14 protein-coding genes are annotated in these 14,877 nt (G+C 69.5%); 7 read left to right on the top strand and 7 right to left on the bottom strand.

What is annotated here, in order from left to right; all coding sequences use genetic code 11:
• Positions 1 to 6: 6 nt before the first annotated feature.
• On the bottom strand, positions 7 to 1,953 hold the full coding sequence (locus ACFW16_RS25115; protein WP_380310197.1) for a PrkA family serine protein kinase: 1,947 nt from the start codon (positions 1,951 to 1,953) through the stop codon (positions 7 to 9).
• Positions 1,954 to 2,611: 658 nt separating this feature from the next.
• Between ACFW16_RS25115 and ACFW16_RS25110 the strand changes: the two genes are divergently transcribed.
• A complete protein-coding gene (locus ACFW16_RS25110; RefSeq protein WP_380310195.1) occupies positions 2,612 to 3,493 on the top strand; it encodes a LysR family transcriptional regulator in 882 nt (293 codons plus the stop codon).
• Here the strand turns inward: ACFW16_RS25110 and ACFW16_RS25105 are convergent.
• Positions 3,490 to 3,654, bottom strand: a complete 165-nt coding sequence (locus tag ACFW16_RS25105; RefSeq protein ID WP_380310193.1) for a hypothetical protein — start codon at positions 3,652 to 3,654, stop codon at positions 3,490 to 3,492. The genes ACFW16_RS25110 and ACFW16_RS25105 overlap by 4 nt on opposite strands.
• A 114-nt stretch (positions 3,655 to 3,768) precedes the next feature.
• Between ACFW16_RS25105 and ACFW16_RS25100 the strand changes: the two genes are divergently transcribed.
• Positions 3,769 to 4,500: an AzlC family ABC transporter permease gene (locus ACFW16_RS25100; RefSeq protein ID WP_380310191.1), complete on the top strand. Its 732-nt coding sequence runs from the start codon at positions 3,769 to 3,771 to the stop codon at positions 4,498 to 4,500.
• Complete coding sequence (locus ACFW16_RS25095) at positions 4,493 to 4,819, top strand: AzlD domain-containing protein (protein WP_380310188.1); 327 nt, start codon at positions 4,493 to 4,495, stop codon at positions 4,817 to 4,819. Before ACFW16_RS25100 ends, ACFW16_RS25095 begins: the two co-directional genes overlap by 8 nt.
• Here the strand turns inward: ACFW16_RS25095 and ACFW16_RS25090 are convergent.
• A complete protein-coding gene (locus ACFW16_RS25090) occupies positions 4,816 to 6,486 on the bottom strand; it encodes a thiamine pyrophosphate-binding protein (RefSeq protein WP_380310186.1) in 1,671 nt (556 codons plus the stop codon). The genes ACFW16_RS25095 and ACFW16_RS25090 overlap by 4 nt on opposite strands.
• 132 nt (positions 6,487 to 6,618) lie before the next feature.
• Between ACFW16_RS25090 and ACFW16_RS25085 the strand changes: the two genes are divergently transcribed.
• The gene (locus tag ACFW16_RS25085; RefSeq protein ID WP_380310184.1) at positions 6,619 to 7,629 is read left to right on the top strand and encodes a serine hydrolase domain-containing protein; all 1,011 of its coding nucleotides are present in this window, start codon (positions 6,619 to 6,621) and stop codon (positions 7,627 to 7,629) included.
• A 223-nt stretch (positions 7,630 to 7,852) separates the two neighbouring features.
• Complete coding sequence (locus tag ACFW16_RS25080) at positions 7,853 to 8,302, top strand: Dps family protein (RefSeq protein WP_225773084.1); 450 nt, start codon at positions 7,853 to 7,855, stop codon at positions 8,300 to 8,302.
• A 54-nt stretch (positions 8,303 to 8,356) separates the two neighbouring features.
• Here ACFW16_RS25080 and ACFW16_RS25075 read toward each other — a convergent pair whose 3' ends face one another.
• Positions 8,357 to 10,348, bottom strand: a complete 1,992-nt coding sequence (locus tag ACFW16_RS25075; RefSeq protein WP_380310182.1) for a calcium-binding protein — start codon at positions 10,346 to 10,348, stop codon at positions 8,357 to 8,359.
• A gap of 386 nt (positions 10,349 to 10,734) precedes the next feature.
• Here ACFW16_RS25075 and ACFW16_RS25070 point away from each other — a divergent pair, with 386 nt between their 5' ends.
• Positions 10,735 to 12,147: an APC family permease gene (locus ACFW16_RS25070; RefSeq protein ID WP_380310180.1), complete on the top strand. Its 1,413-nt coding sequence runs from the start codon at positions 10,735 to 10,737 to the stop codon at positions 12,145 to 12,147.
• Here ACFW16_RS25070 and ACFW16_RS25065 read toward each other — a convergent pair.
• From ACFW16_RS25065 to ACFW16_RS25055, 3 genes are read right to left on the bottom strand one after another with little or no spacing between them, the layout of a single operon-like run.
• Positions 12,144 to 12,485 carry an ArsR/SmtB family transcription factor gene (locus ACFW16_RS25065; RefSeq protein WP_380310178.1) on the bottom strand — a complete coding sequence of 114 codons (342 nt, stop codon included), beginning with the start codon at positions 12,483 to 12,485 and terminating at the stop codon, positions 12,144 to 12,146. The genes ACFW16_RS25070 and ACFW16_RS25065 overlap by 4 nt on opposite strands.
• 36 nt (positions 12,486 to 12,521) lie before the next feature.
• Positions 12,522 to 13,334, bottom strand: a complete 813-nt coding sequence (locus tag ACFW16_RS25060; RefSeq protein ID WP_380310176.1) for an ABC transporter permease — start codon at positions 13,332 to 13,334, stop codon at positions 12,522 to 12,524.
• A gap of 5 nt (positions 13,335 to 13,339) precedes the next feature.
• Positions 13,340 to 14,524 (bottom strand): ABC transporter permease, encoded by a 1,185-nt coding sequence (locus ACFW16_RS25055; protein ID WP_380310297.1) that lies wholly within the window; start codon positions 14,522 to 14,524, stop codon positions 13,340 to 13,342.
• 120 nt (positions 14,525 to 14,644) lie between these two features.
• On the opposite strand from ACFW16_RS25055, the gene ACFW16_RS25050 reads away from it, so the two are divergent.
• Positions 14,645 to 14,877: carboxymuconolactone decarboxylase family protein (locus ACFW16_RS25050; protein WP_380310174.1), on the top strand; the 233-nt coding region annotated here is incomplete at its 3' end.

Below are 14,877 nucleotides of genomic sequence, written 5' to 3'. Positions count from 1 at the left end.
CCGTCTTCAGCCTGCCTGCTTCACCCGCATGTACCATTCGACCAGGCGCCGGACCTGCCGCTCGGTGTAGCCGCGGCTGACCATGCGCAGGACGAACTCCTCGTGCTTCTTCTCGGTGTCGCCGTCCTTCTTCGAGCCGAAGCTGATCACCGGCAGCAGCTCCTCGACCTGGCTGAACATCCGCCGCTCGATCACGTCGCGGATCTTCTCGTAGCTGGTCCAGCTCGGGTTGCGGCCCTCGTTCCCGGCGCGGGAGCGCAGGGCGAACTTGACCACCTCGTTGCGGAAGTCCTTCGGGTTGGCGATCCCGGCCGGCTTCTCGATCTTGGTCAGCTCCTGGTTCAAGAGGTCGCGGTTCAGCAGCTGGCCGGTGTCGGGGTCCTTGAAGTCCTGGTCCTCGATCCAGGCGTCGGCATAGTCGACATAGCGGTCGAACAGGTTCTGGCCATAGTCGTGATACGATTCCAGATACGCCTTCTGGATCTCGTGGCCGATGAACTCGGCGTAGCGCGGCGCCAGCTCGGCCTTCAGGAACTCGAGATACCGCTTCTCGGTCTCGGCCGGATGCTGCTCGCGGCGCACCATCTGCTCGACCACATACATCAGATGCACCGGGTCGGCGGCGACCTCATTGGTGTCGTGGTTGTAGGTCGCGGCCAGCGCCTTGAAGGCGAAGCGGGTCGAGACCCCGTCCATGCCCTCGTCGACGCCGCCGGCGTCCTTGTACTCCTGCAGGCTGCGGGCGCGGGGGTCGACCTCGCGCAGGCTCTCGCCGTCATAGACCCGCATCTTGGAGTAGAGGTTGGAATTCTCGTGCTCGTGCAGGCGGGACAGGACCGAGAAGCGGGCCAGCATCTCCAGCGTGCCCGGGGCGCAGGGGGCGTCCGCCAGCTTCGAGCCGCGGATCAGCTTGTCGTAGATCTTCTGCTCCTCGGTCACCCGAAGGCAGTAGGGCACCTTGATCACGTAGATCCGGTCGATGAAGGCTTCGTTGTTCTTGTTGTTCTTGAAGCCTTGCCACTCGGACTCGTTGGAATGCGCCATGATGATGCCGGTGAAGGGCAGGGCGCCGATGTTCTCGGTGCCGACGTAGTTGGCTTCCTGCGTCGCCGTCAGCAGCGGGTGCAGCATCTTGATCGGGGCCTTGAACATCTCGACGAACTCGAGCAGGCCCTGATTGGCCCGGTTGAGGCCGCCGGAGTAGCTGTAGGCGTCCGGGTCGTGCTGCGGCAGCGTCTCCAGGCTGCGGATGTCCACCTTGCCGACCAGCGAGGAGATGTCCTGGTTGTTCTCGTCGCCCGGCTCGGTCTTGGCGATGCCGATCTGGCGCAGCCGCGACGGCTGCAGCCGCACCACCTTGAAGCGCGAGATGTCGCCGCCGAACTCGTCCAGCCGCTTCAGGCACCACGGGCTGACCAGCCCGGTCAGGCGCCGGCGGGGAATGCCGTAGCGGTCCTCCAGCTCGGCGCCCATCGTGTCCGGGTTGAACAGCCCGAGCGGGCTCTCGAAGATCGGGCTGACGTCGTCCCCGGCCTTCAGCGCGTAGATCGGATGCACCTCCATCAGCGCCTTCAGCCGTTCGGCCAGCGACGACTTGCCGCCGCCGACCGGGCCGAGCAGGTAGAGGATCTGCTTGCGCTCCTCCAGCCCCTGGGCGGCGTGCAGCAGGAAGCTGACGATCCGCTCGATCGTCTCCTCCATGCCGTAGAACTCGGAGAAGGCCGGATAGACCCGGATGGTCCGGTTCATGAAGATCCGCCCCAGCCGGGCGTCGCGGGCGGTGTCCACGATCTCCGGCTGGCCGATGGCGTTGAGCAGCCGTTCCGGCGCGCTCGCATACATCATCGGATCGCTGCGACAGCCCTTCAGGAATTCTTCGAGCGACATCTCCGCCGCGCGACGGGCCTCGTAGGACTTCGCATAGCTGGTGAAGAGATCGTCGGTCGGTGCCATTGCCACCCGCCAAAGGTTGGAGGATCGAGACTCAACCTAATCGTCGTATCCGGCCGCAGCTTCTGGGCGTCTGTTTCCGGCTCAGGATGGGCCGAGATTTGCGGCGAGAATCAGGTGGCTGACGAGGTGCAGCCTCACTGCCCCTGGCCACAGGCCCGACAGGGGCTGTGCAGTTCGGGCTCCGGTGAGGCGTAATAGATGACACTACCCCTTCTCCACCGCTCGCTCTGGTTATCAATATAGGGCTGAAACTGACCGATAATACTACTGCTTTGAATTTTATCTCGGCCCGGTGCCTCCTTCGTCGAGGTCTTGGCTCGGCCTGCGATCCGGACCGTAGGATACAGTCGATGGTAGCAGGGTATGCCCAGTTCGCGAGAAAGGCGATGCGGCTTTTCGGCCGACTCGCCTTAAGCACGAGATAAGTCATTATACGATCGGAAATTTCGATCGATTCGACGCCAACCATTCGGCAGGACGATGTTTTGTGCAGTGCGAAGCACTCCAGCGAGGCTTCCTTGACGTTCGCTGTCGCTTGGCGCCTCGGCCACCGATTCGCTGCGCCTCGGAAGTCATGCCCGGCCTTCCCGTCACCGCCGGCTCGGGCCCTGACGCGCCGGCCTTCTGATCGCCCGCCCGGCTGCGCCAGGGTCGGCTCATGACCCTGGAGCAGCTCCGGATCTTCGTCGCCGTCGCCGAGCATCTGCACGTCACCCGTGCGGCGCAGGCGCTGAACCTGACCCAGTCCGCCGCCAGCGCCGCGATCCAGGCGCTGGAGGCGCGCCACGCCACCAAGCTGTTCCACCGAGTCGGCCGCGGTATCGCCCTGACCGATGCCGGCACCGCCTTCCTGCCGGAGGCGCGGGCGGTGCTGGCCCGCGCGGCCCTGGCCGAGCGCGCGCTCGACGATCTGTCCGGGCTGCGCCGCGGCGTGCTGGCGCTGCACGCCAGCCAGACCATCGGCAACTACTGGCTGCCGCCGCTGATGCACCGGTTCCGGGTGGCGCATCCGGGGCTGCAGCTCGACCTCACCATCGGCAACACCACTCAGGTGGCCGAGGCGGTGCGCGAGGGCCGGGCCGATATCGGCTTCGCCGAGGGCGATCTCGACCTCGCCGGCTTTGAGCATGCCGGCGTGCCGGGCGACCGGCTGGTGCTGGTGGTCGGGGCCGGTCATCCCTGGGCCGGGGACAAGGTGGTCGCACCGGCCCGCTTCGCCGACAGCCCCTGGGTGCTGCGCGAGCGCGGCTCCGGCACCCGCCAGGTGTTCGAATCGGCGCTCGGGCGGCTCGGCGTCGATCCCGCCACGCTGCCGGTGGCGCTGGAGCTCGCCAGCAACGAGGCGGTGCGCGCGGCGATCGAGGCCGGGGCAGGGGCGGGGGTGCTGTCCAGCCTGGCGGTCGAATCGGGGCTGCGCTTCGGCACGCTGCATCAGCTCGATCCGCCGTTCCCGGCCCGCCGCTTCCGCGTGCTGCGCCATCCGGACCACTACCGCAGCAAGGCGGTTGAAGCGTTCCTCGACATGCTGGATCTCGGCTAGGCCGGCCATGGGACCCGGTGGGTGATCTCGCGCATCGCCTCCTCGGCATGGCGGCGGCCGGCCGGCGGCGGCACCATTTCGTCGATCTGCGCCCGTTCCTCCGCCGTCAGCCGGATGTCGGCGACGGAGACCGTCAGGGATCCGAGGGTTCGCGTCTGCATGATGCCGATTCAACGGCAGCGATCCCGATCCGTTCCGGCGGCGGCGCCTGCTGCAGACCCTCCATGACGCATCGGCATGCCGGCGGGCCGGAGCAGCGTCCTAAAAGCGACTCCATGCCTGACCGGATTCGCGCTTACGCCTCGCCCCGCGCCGCCTTCCGCGGCGGGGCGCGGGACGTCCTGGGCGCACCGCTGCTGGTGCTCGGCGCCTCCTATCTCGGCTTCGGCTCGCTGGTCCGGGCCAGCGGGCTCGGCCTTTCGGTCGGGCTGCTTTCGACCCTGACCGGCTGGGCCCTGCCGGGCCAGATGGTGATGATCGAGGCCTATGCCGTCGGCGCCTCGCTGCTGGCCATGGTCGCTGCGGTGGCGCTGGTCAATGTCCGGCTGCTGCCGATGACGCTGGTGCTGCTGCCCGGGCTGCGCGTGCCGGGCCGGCCGCGCTGGTGGGACTACGTTGCCGCCCATCTGGTCGCCGTCACCGGCTGGGTCCAGGGGATGCGGGTCTGCCCGGCCCTGCCGCCGGAGCAGCGTCTGCCCTATTTCGTCGGCTTCGCCGGGGTGCTGTGGGCGTCCTGCGTCGCCTGGACCATGGTCGGCTATTACCTGGTCACGGCGGTGCCGGCCTCGGTCTCGCTCGGCCTGGTCTTCCTCAACCCGCTCTACTTCATCCTGGTGCTGACGGCAGACCTGCGGAACCGGGCGCGGCTCGGCGCCATGGTGCTGGGCGCGGCGCTGGGACCGCCGCTCTACCAGCTCGACCCGGAATGGGGCCTCCTGGCCACCGGCCTGATCGCGGGCACCGCCGCCTTCCTGGCCGACCGCCTGTGGAAGCGCCGCCATGGGTGAGGCGCTGCCCTGGCTGATGCTGCTCGGCGCCGCGCTCGCCACCTATGTGTGGCGGGCGCTCGGCGTCTATCTCGGCGGCCGGGTGCGCGAGGGCGGGGCGCTGCTCGACTGGGTCGGCTGCGTCGCCTACGCCATCCTGGCCGGGCTGATCGCGCGCATGATCCTGCTGCCGGCCGGGCCCCTGGCCGCAACCTCGATGGCCGAGCGGGCCGGCGCCACCGCACTGGGCCTCGCTGTCTTCCTGCTGTTCCGCCGCAACGTCCTGCTCGGCGTCGGCGCCGGGGCGGGGTCGCTGATGCTGATGACGGGCTGGGCCTAGCTCTTGGCGTGTTGCGCCGTGGCGCGGATCTGGCTCAGGCTGGCGCGCGGGGTGATCGCCTCGGGGTCCAGCTTGATCCAGATCAGGGCCGGCCTGCCGGCGGCGACCGCGCGCTCGAAGGCCGGGGCGAAGTCCTCGGTCCGCTCCACCGTCTCGGCATGGGCGCCATAGGCCTGCGCCAGCTGCGCGAAATCCGGGTTCTGCAGGCCGGTGCCGCTGATCCGGGCCGGGTATTCCCGCTCCTGATGCATGCGGATGGTGCCGTACATGCCGTTGTCGATCACCAGGAACACCACCGCCGCGTTGTATTGCGCCGCGGTCGCCAGCTCCTGCCCGTTCATCAGGAAGCAGCCGTCGCCGGCGGCGGCGATCACCACCCGCTCCGGATGAAGCAGCTTGGCGGCGACGCCGGCCGGCACGCCGTAGCCCATCGAGCCGTTGGTCGGCGCCAGCTGGGTGCGCCAGCCGCGGTAGCGGTAGAAGCGGTGGAACCAGGTGGCGTAGTTGCCGGCGCCGTTGCAGATCATGGCATCGGGCGGCAGCCGGCCGACCAGCCAGCGCACGATTTCCGACATCTGCATCGGACCGGGCGACACCACCGGCTGCTGCCAGGCCTCGTAATCGGCGCGGGCGCCGCGCACCCAGTCCTGCCGCGCCTCGATGTCGCCGGCCGGGGCCAGGGCAGTCAGCGCCGCGGCGACGGCGGCGGAGTTGGCGTTGATCGCCAGCTCGGGTTGATAGACGCGGCCCAGCTCCTCCGCCCCGGCATGGATGTGGACCAGCCGCTGCGACGGCACCGGCAGGTTCAGGAGGGTGTAGCCGCCGGTGGTCATCTCGCCCAGCCGGGCACCGAGCACGACCAGCAGGTCAGTGGTCTTCACCCGCTCCGCCAGCTTCGGGTTCGGGCCGATGCCGACATCGCCGGCGTAATGGGTGTGGTCGTTGTCGACATAGTCCTGGCAACGGAAGGACACGGTCAGCGGCACCTCCCAGGCCTCGGCGAAGGCCTGGATGTCGGCGCGGGCCTTGGCATTCCACCCGCCGCCGCCGATCAGCAGCAGCGGCCGCTTCGCCTCGGCCAGCAGGTCGCGCAGCCGGGCCAGGGCCTCGACGCCGATGCCGGTCTCGACCGGCGTGGCCGGGCGGACATCCGGCGCGTCGGTCTGCTCAACCAGCATGTCTTCCGGCAGCGCCAGCACCACCGGGCCGGGCCGGCCGGATGTGGCGGTGTGGAAGGCGCGGGAGACGAATTCCGGCACCCGGTCGGCGTCGTCGATCTGCGCCGCCCATTTGGTCATCGACCCGAACACCTTGCGGACATCGACCTCCTGGAAGGCCTCGCGCTCGAACATGTCGCGGCCGACCTGGCCCATGAACACGATCACCGGCGACGAATCCTGCTGCGCCACATGGATGCCGACCGAGGCGTTGGTGATGCCGGGGCCGCGGGTGACGAAGCAGATGCCCGGCTTGCCGGTGGCCTTGGCATAGGCGTCGGCCATGTAGGCGGCGCCGCCTTCCTGGCGGCAGACCACCAGCCTGATCTCCGGCACGTCGTGCAGCGCGTCGAGCACGGCCAGGTAGCTCTCGCCCGGCACGCAGAAGATGGTGTCGACGCCGTTCAGGCGCAGGGTGTCGACCAGGGCGCGGGCTGCGGTGCGGGACATGAGGGCGACCGTTGTTCGTGGGCGTTTGCGCCGGTCTAGCATGCGGCTTGCGGTCGTCCAACCCGCCCTGGCCTTGCGGTCCGCGTCGCCCCCGTGCTCTAACGGCGCCGTCCCCCGCGACGAGCCGTGTCCATGAGCCTCGAGACCCTCGCCGACCATGCCTTCGCTCCCGTGGCCCTGGCCCTGGAGGACGGCCGGATTCCGGGTGCGGCGCTGGGCATCGCCACGGCCGACGGTCAGCGCGCCCTGCGCTGGGGCGGCGTCGCCACCACCCTGCCGAAGCCGGAGCCGCTGGCACGTGACACCTGGTTCGACCTCGCCAGCCTGACCAAGGTCATCGTCACGGTGACCGAGATCCTGCGGCTGGTGGAGGAGGGGGTGCTGGACCTCGACGACCCGCTGGCCAAGCACCTGCCGGACGCGGCGCCGCTGCACGGCGCCATCCCACTGCGCCGGCTGATCGACCATTCCAGCGGCCTGCCGGCGCAGGAGCGGATCTATCTCTGGCCCGGCCCGGCGGATCAGCGCCGCACCGCGGTGATCCGCAAGCACTGGCCGGTGAAGGCCGAGCCGGTCTATTCCGACATCAACTACATGCTGCTCGGCTTCGTGGTCGAACGCTGGCGCGGCGTCGCCTTCGGCCAGCTGCCGGTCGGCACCGGCCTGTCCTTCGCGCCGGTGCCGGCGCAGTCGGCGGCGACCGAGGTCTGCGCCGTGCGCAATCGCCTCCTGCGCGGCGAGGTGCATGACGAGAACGCCTGGTCGCTCGGCGGCGCCGCCGGCCATGCCGGGCTGTTCGGTACCGTCCGCGGCGTGCTCGACTTCGCGCTGGAGCTGCTGCGCGGCCGCTTGCTGAGCCCGGCGGCGATGGTCGAGCTGTGCGCGCCCCAGGCCACCCCCGGCCGCGTGCTGGGGTGGGAGCGGCGCCATCCCGGCTGGAAGGGCGGCAGCCTGTGCTCGCCGCGCACCATCGGCCATCTCGGCTTCACCGGCACCGGGCTGTGGATCGACCTCGACCGCGGCATCGCCTGGACGCTCCTGACCAACCGGGTGCATCCCAGCCGCGAGGTCGACACCGGCATCCAGGACCTGCGCCTGTCGGTCGGCAACCGCATCGCCGCGCGCTGGCGCGACTGGGCATGACCGCTCGCCCCTACCGCCGTGCCATAGGCAACTGTCTCGGCTGAATCCGCCCGGCCCTATCCGGTATGAGAGGTGGAAGTCGACCTGCTTTTTCCGATAAGGAGGGTTGATCGTCCCGATCCGACGGATCGATTGGAACTCCGCCGGATCGGGGCCATTTTAGAAACCGTGGCAGCGGCCCGGGGCACGGGCCGGAACGCCTCCGAAAAGCAGGAGAAGGGTGATGAGCAAGGCCTCCAATACGCCGGTCGTGGACGCGCTGAAGCAGGTGCTGGCCGATACCTACGCCCTCCAGATCAAGACCCAGAACTATCACTGGAACGTGGAAGGCCCGCAGTTCCGCTCGCTGCACCTGATGTTCGAGGAGCAGTACAAGGAGCTGTTCGCGGCGGTGGACGACGTGGCGGAGCGGATCCGCGCCCTCGGCGACTACGCGCCGGGCAGCTTCGAGGCCTTCTCCAAGCTGACCAAGGTGTCGTCGCCCAAGGACGGGCTCGACGGCACCGCCATGGTCAAGGACCTGGCCAAGAGCCACGAGCTGCTGTCGGAGCAGGCCAAGGCCGCCCTGGCCGTCGGCGAGAAGGCGGGCGACGATTCGACCGTCGACCTGCTGACCGACCGGATCACCTATCACGACAAGACCGCCTGGATGCTGCGCGCCACCGTGGCGTAAGCAGCCCGGACGAAGGGGATGAAGGCCCGGACCTCGGTCCGGGCCTTTTCCATATCAGAGCACGAAATCGGCGGCGGTCAGCGCGGTCGTGGTGACCACGTCGATCGCCATGTCCGCGACCCGGTCGCCGTTCTGGTCGCCCATGACCGTGGACACGCCGCCGTCGGCGACGACGATCAGCTCGCCGGCGATGCCGGTGAAGGCGCCGCCTTCGGTGAAGGTGAAGCTGCTGCCCGCCGTGCCATCCGCATCGATCGCCTGCAGGTTGATCTTGTCGCCATCGGCCGATGAGAAATCCCCGATGCGGTCGCGGCCGGCGACATCGGCGGTGCTGTCGCCGAAATACCGATAGTGGAAGGCATCGGCGCCGCCGCCGCCGGTCAGGGCATCCGCACCACCCCCTCCGTCGATCCGATCGTCTCCTCCGCCCCCGAGGAGCGTGTCGTCTCCGCCGGCGCCGGTCAGCTGGTCCGCACCGTCTCCGCCCTCGATCCGATTGGCGTCGCGGCTGCCGACCAGCCTGTCGCCGAAGACCGATCCGATGAGGTTCTCGGAACCGCTGCCGATATAGCTGGTCATGTTGGACTGGCTGCCTTCGAGCCGGGCCCACACCCAGCTTGTCGCATTGGCGAAGGTGATGGTGTCGATCCCGGCGCCTCCATAGAGGAAGTCGCCGCTGCCGCCGTCGATCAGGTCGTTCCCGCCCCCGCCATTGATCTCGTTGCTGCCGGAATCGCCGGTCAGAACGTCGTCATGGCTGGACCCCATGATATTTTCGATCCCGACATAGACGTCGCCCTCGGCGTCGCCACGCGACCCCGTGCCGGCCCCGAGATCGACGGTCACCCCTCGCGCCGCGTGCTGATAGGACGCCGTGTCGGTGTGGTCGCCCCCGTCCAGCCGGTCTGCCCCCGCGCCGCCTTCGAGCGTGTCGATCCCGCTGTTGCCGCGGAGAATATCGGCGCCGGCGCCGCCGAAAAGCTCCTCGCCCCAATCCCCGCCGATGATCGTATCGTCGCCCGTGCCGCCGTCGAACCGGCCGTCGCGGGTTCCGGCGCGCAGCTCGTCATTGCCCGCCCCGCCTTCGAGCTGGGCAGAGTAGATGTCGCCACCGGTCAGGATGTCGTCATATTGCGATCCGCGAAGGTTCTCGATCCCGGTCAGGGTGTCGCCTTGGGCGTCGCCACCGCTGGCGGTTCCGGCCGTCAGGTCGACGACCACCCCGGCCGCGCTGGTGTGGTAGTAGGCCCAGTCGTTCTGGCCGTCGTCACGCTGGTCGTCACCGCCCAGCAGCGTGTCGGCGCCGATGCCGCCGACCAGGATATCGTCGCCGGAGGAGCCGATCAGCCTGTCGGCGCCGCTGTGGCCGTAGAGGATGTCGTCGCTGCTCCAGCCGTCCAGGACGTCCGCCGCCGCGTTGCCCGCCAGCCGGTCGCCGCCGCCACCCCCGATCAGCCGCTCGATGCCGCTGAAGCTGTCGCCCTCGGCGTCGCCGCCGCTCGCGGTGCCGAGCAGCAGGCTGACCGAGACCGCGCCCGAGGACGACCGGTAGGAGAGGGTGTCGATCCCGGCGCCGCCCTCGATCCGGTCGGCGCCGGTGCCGCCTTGGAGCGTATCGTCGCCATCACCGCCGGACAGGGCGTTGGCGCCGGCGTCGCCGGTCAGCACGTCGTTGAAGGCCGAGCCGATCAGGCCCTCGATCGCGCGCAGCGTGTCGCCTGCGGCGTCGCCGCCCGAGACCGTGCCGGCGCCGAGGTCGATCGTGACCGCGGCGGCCGAGCCGGCGTAGGAGGCGATATCGATGCCGGTGCCGCCATCGAGGGTGTCGGCGTCGGCGCCCCCCTCCAGCACGTCGTTGCCGCTGCCGCCGGTCAGAGAATCGTCGCCCGCCCCGCCGGCCGCCGTGTCGTCGCCGCTGCCGGCCTGGACGATGTCGTCGCCGCCACCGCCGGTGATCCGGTCGTTGCCGCCGAAGCCGGTGATCGAATCGTCGGTCTCGGTGCCGGTCAGGACATCGTCCTGCTCGGTGCCGTTGATGATCGCCATGTCGCTCCTCCCTTCCAAGAGACGGCGCCGAGGATCAGGATCCATCAGGGCCGTCGAAATCCTTATGGGAGGATTTTGCCAGAAGATTTCATCACGAGTCTCGAAGTTAAATCATGGAAGCCAACCCAGGCGGTGCTAATAGCTAATCAAATCAGGCGCGGTGTCTTGAATTTTTCAAGATTTCGCCACGCTAGCTCTCCGGCCAATCCTCCCGTGCCATCTCGATGAATGGCCGCAGGGCCTCGAGGACTGAATGCCTCTCCACCGGGCCCTCCCTGCTTCGGCGGAGGGCGCCCGGCGGCGGTCGTGGGCGGGCCTGGGGCGACATTCCTCGGGAAATGCTGTTTCATGCAGAGCTGCTTGTGATCGTCAAGAAGGGGGAGTTGATGGTCGACATCGCCAAGAAAGCCCAGAGCGCGCCGGCCGCCGAGCCGAGCCTGCATCGGGTCATGGGACCCTGGCTGTTGCTGCTGTTCATCATCGGCGACATCCTCGGCACCGGCATCTACGCCCTGACAGGGCAGGTGGCGAAGCAGGTCGGCGGCGTGGTCTGGCTGCCCTTCCTGGTGGCCTTCGCCGTCGCCCTGGTCACCGCCTTCAGCTATCTGGAACTGGTGACCAAATACCCGCGCGCCGCCGGCGCGGCGCTATACACGCACAAGGCCTTCGGCATCCATTTCATCACCTTCCTCGTCGCCTTCGCGGTGATGTGCTCGGGCATCACCTCGGCCTCCACCGCTTCGCGCGCCTTCGCCGCCAACCTGTCGAACGCCTTCGCTCTCGGGCTGTCGTCCGGCGGCATCACCCTGATCGGCCTGGCCTTCATGGCCGTGGTCGCGGCGATCAACTTCCGCGGCGTCGGCGAAAGCGTGAAGGTCAATGTCGTGCTGACCATGGTCGAGTTGACCGGCCTCTTGATCATCATCGTCATCGGGCTGTGGGCGATCGGGCTGGGCCAGGGCGACGTCTCGCGCGTCACCCAGTTCGCGCCTGCCGAGCGCGGCGCCTTCTGGTCGGTGATCGCCGCCACCACGCTGGCCTTCTTCGCCATGGTCGGCTTCGAGGATTCGGTCAACATGGCGGAGGAGGCCCGCGAGCCCAGCCGGATCTTCCCGAAGGTGCTGCTGACCGGGCTGTTCATCACCGCCGTGATCTACACGCTGGTGTCGATCTCGGCGATCACCCTGGTGCCGCCCGAGCAACTCGGCGAGGGCGAGACGCCGCTGCTGCAGGTGGTGCAAGCCGGCGCGCCCAGCTTCCCGATCGAGATCTTCGGCTTCATCACCATGTTCGCGGTGGCGAATACCGCGCTGATCAACATGCTGATGGCCAGCCGCCTGGTCTACGGCATGAGCCGGGAGCGCGTGCTGCCCGGGGTGCTGGGCCGGGTCCATCCGGTGCGGCGCACCCCTGCCGTGGCGATCGGCTTCACCACCCTCCTGGCCTTCGGCCTGATCGGCTTCGTCGGCGGCATTCCGGCCCTGGGCGGCACCACGGCTCTGCTGCTGCTCTGCGTCTTCACCGTGGTCAACGTCGCCGTGCTGGTGCTGCGCCGCGACACCGTCGAGCACCAGCATTTCCGCACGCCGACCATCCTGCCCGTCGTCGGCGCCGTGTCCTGCGCCTTCCTGGTCGGGCCCTGGACCGGGCGCAATCCCGAGCAATACGCGATCGCCGGAATCCTCCTGGCGATCGGCGTCGGCCTCTGGGTCGTCACCGTTCTGATCAACCGCGCCACCGGCCAGTCGGCCGCGGAGCCGGCGATGGAAGACATCGGCGGGCGTGGGCCGGTGAATTAGGAGGAGGGTTCGTCCGCCGCCTTGGCGAGGTAGTCGCCGAGCCTGTCCAGCTTGTGCTCCCAGCTCAGTCGCCGGTCGCTGAGCCATTGCTCGGCCGTGTGCAGCGCCGCCGGCTCGATCCGGCAGGTGCGCACGCGGCCGACCTTCTCCGACCGCACCAGGCCGCTGGCCTCCAGCACCGCCAGGTGCTGGACCACGGCCGACAGCGACATGGCGAGCGGCTGGGCCAGCTCGCTGACCGAGGCCGGGCCGCGGCTCAGCCGCTCGACCATCACCCGCCGGCTGGGATCGGCCAGGGCCTGGAACATCAGGTCGAGCGGCTGCGGATGCTGAAGCATCCGCTTCAGTACCTCCGATGCGCCGGCAGCGGCAAGTCAGCGCCGGGCCCGCAGCCTTTCGCCGCGGCGGCGCAGCGCCTCGATCGCGATCAGCATCAGGGTCGAGACCACGATCAGCACGCTGGCGGCGGCGGTGATGGTCGGGGTGATGCTCTCGCGGATGCCGTTGAACATCTCGCGCGGCAGGGTGCGCTGGCCCGGCCCCGCCAGCAGCAGCGCCACCACCACCTCGTCGAAGGAGGTGACGAAAGCGAACAGCGCGCCGGAGACCACGCCGGGCAGGATCAGCGGCAGCGTCACCTTGAAGAACACGGTGGTCGGTCGGGCGCCGAGGCTGGAGGCGGCGCGCGGCAGGTTGCGGTCCAGCCCCTGCAGCGTGGCGCCGACGGTGATCACGACGAAGGGGGCGGCCAGCGCCGTGTGCGCCAGGATCAGCCCGGCATAGCTGTTGGTCAGCCCGACCGCGGCGAAGGCGAAGTAGAGCCCGACCGCCACGATCACCACCGGCACGATCATCGGCGACAGCAGCAGGCCGGTCAGCAGCCCGCGGAAGCGCAGCGGCGCATGGTTCAGCCCCAGCGCCGCCGGGATGCCCAGCGCCGTCGCCAGCACCGTGGTGGCGCCGCCGACGATCAGGCTGTTGGCCAGCGCCCCCATCCAGCGCTCGGAGCCGAAGAACTCCGCGAACCAGCGCAGCGACACCCCGTCCAGCGGATAGACCAGGAAGGACCCGCCGTTGAAGGACAGCGGCATGATCGCCAGGATCGGCGCGATCAGGAACAGGAGGGCCGCGCCCCCGGTCAGCCACAGCAGGGCGCGCCAGAAGGCAAGGCTTTCGAACAGTCTCATGGCGGTCAGCCCAGCCGCATGCGGTCGGCACCCACCAGCCGGGCATAGACCGCGTAGAGGGCGAGGGTGGCGACCAGCAGCAGGAGGCCGAGGGCCGAGGCCATGCCCCAGTTGACCGTGCTGGTGGTGTAGAAGGCGATGAACCAGCTGATCATCTGGTCCGCCGGCCCGCCGACCAGGGCGGGGGTGATGTAGTAGCCGAGCGCCAGGATGAAGACCAGCAGCGCCCCGGCGCCGATCCCCGGCAGGGTCTGCGGCAGGTAGACACGGACGAAGGCGCCGACCGGCCGGGCGCCGAGCGAGTAGGCGGCGCGCAGATGCGCCGGCGGGATCGAGCGCATGACGCTGTACAGCGGCAGGATCATGTAGGGCAGCAGCACATGGGTCATGGCGATCAGCACGCCGACCCGGTTGTAGACCAGCTGCAGCGGCTCCCCGACCAGCCCCAGCCCGGTCAGGATCTCGTTGACCGTGCCGTTGGTCTGCAGCAGCACCACCCAGGCGGTGGTGCGGACCAAGAGCGAGGTCCAGAACGGCAGCAGCACGAGGATCATCAGGATGTTGGCGATCTGCGGCGGCCGGGTCGCCAGCAGATAGGCGACCGGGAAGCCGATCACGAGGCACAGCGCGGTGACCGAAAGCGCGACCAGGAAGGTGCGCAGGAACACGCTGCGGTAGATCGATTCGTCGGGCGGGGAGGGCACGACCGCCCCGGCGGCGTCGCGGCGGAGATCCAGCGCGGCCAGCAGGTAGAAATCGGTGGTCGGCCCGGCGGCGCGGGCGATGGCGCCCCAGATCTCGGGGCTGCCCCAGGCCGGGTCGAGGGCCGTCAGCGTCTCCCGCCAGCTGCCTTTCGGCGCTTCGGGCAGCTTGCGCGCGGTGTTGGTGATGACCGTCCGATAACCGTTGCGGTCGTAGTTCAGCCGGCGGGCGGCGGCCGGCAGGGACTTCTCGGCCCGCGCCTGCGCCAGGTCGGCGGCCAGCGCGGCGAAGGCCTCCTCGCCCGGCAGCCCGTCGCCGTGCCAGGCGGCCAGGGCGGCGACGGTGCGCGGCATCACCGGGGCCAGGTCGCGGTCATCGACGGCGCGCCACAACATGCCGGCGATCGGCGCCACGAACACCAGCAGCAGGAAGGCGACCAGCGGCGCCAGCAGCAGCCAGGCCTCGATCCGCCGCCGCCGCCCGTCCAGCCGGCCATGGCGCCGCCCCCGCCGCAGACCGCGCCCATCGCCGAGATCGCCCCGGCGCCCTCGGTACCGGCGCAGGAACGGCCCGATCCGTACGACGCCGGGCTCAAGGTGCGCCGGGAAGTGCTCGGCGACGCGCACGTCGACCAGGCGCTGGCGCAGGCGGACGGGTTCTCGGGGGACTTCCAGGAGTTCCTCACCCGGTACACCTGGGGCGAGGTCTGGGACCGTCCCGGCCTGGACCGGCGCACCCGCAGCTGTGTCACCCTCACCGCCCTGGTCGCCGGCGGTCACCTCGAAGAACTGCCGCCCCACATCCGGGCCGCCCTGCGCAACGGCCTCACCCCGGCCGAGAT

Origin of the sequence: Inquilinus sp. NPDC058860 (assembly GCF_042743185.1) — a bacterium.
GTDB lineage: Bacteria > Pseudomonadota > Alphaproteobacteria > DSM-16000 > Inquilinaceae > Inquilinus.
Note: the sequence above shows the minus strand (reverse complement) of the source record. Positions and strands in the feature narration are given on the sequence as shown.

What these genes read in the sequence shown, in the direction of transcription:
- ACFW16_RS25080 (WP_225773084.1), top strand. Translation starts at nt 7,853, where the DNA reads ATGAGCAAGGCCTCCAATACGCCGGTCGTGGACGCGCTGAAGCAGGTG.
- ACFW16_RS25095 (WP_380310188.1), top strand. Translation starts at nt 4,493, where the DNA reads ATGGGTGAGGCGCTGCCCTGGCTGATGCTGCTCGGCGCCGCGCTCGCC.
- ACFW16_RS25070 (WP_380310180.1), top strand. Translation starts at nt 10,735, where the DNA reads ATGGTCGACATCGCCAAGAAAGCCCAGAGCGCGCCGGCCGCCGAGCCG.
- ACFW16_RS25065 (WP_380310178.1), bottom strand. Translation starts at nt 12,485, where the DNA reads ATGCTTCAGCATCCGCAGCCGCTCGACCTGATGTTCCAGGCCCTGGCC.
- ACFW16_RS25090 (WP_380310186.1), bottom strand. Translation starts at nt 6,486, where the DNA reads ATGTCCCGCACCGCAGCCCGCGCCCTGGTCGACACCCTGCGCCTGAAC.
- ACFW16_RS25085 (WP_380310184.1), top strand. Translation starts at nt 6,619, where the DNA reads ATGAGCCTCGAGACCCTCGCCGACCATGCCTTCGCTCCCGTGGCCCTG.
- ACFW16_RS25100 (WP_380310191.1), top strand. Translation starts at nt 3,769, where the DNA reads ATGCCTGACCGGATTCGCGCTTACGCCTCGCCCCGCGCCGCCTTCCGC.
- ACFW16_RS25105 (WP_380310193.1), bottom strand. Translation starts at nt 3,654, where the DNA reads ATGCAGACGCGAACCCTCGGATCCCTGACGGTCTCCGTCGCCGACATC.
- ACFW16_RS25075 (WP_380310182.1), bottom strand. Translation starts at nt 10,348, where the DNA reads ATGGCGATCATCAACGGCACCGAGCAGGACGATGTCCTGACCGGCACC.
- ACFW16_RS25110 (WP_380310195.1), top strand. Translation starts at nt 2,612, where the DNA reads ATGACCCTGGAGCAGCTCCGGATCTTCGTCGCCGTCGCCGAGCATCTG.
- ACFW16_RS25060 (WP_380310176.1), bottom strand. Translation starts at nt 13,334, where the DNA reads ATGAGACTGTTCGAAAGCCTTGCCTTCTGGCGCGCCCTGCTGTGGCTG.
- ACFW16_RS25115 (WP_380310197.1), bottom strand. Translation starts at nt 1,953, where the DNA reads ATGGCACCGACCGACGATCTCTTCACCAGCTATGCGAAGTCCTACGAG.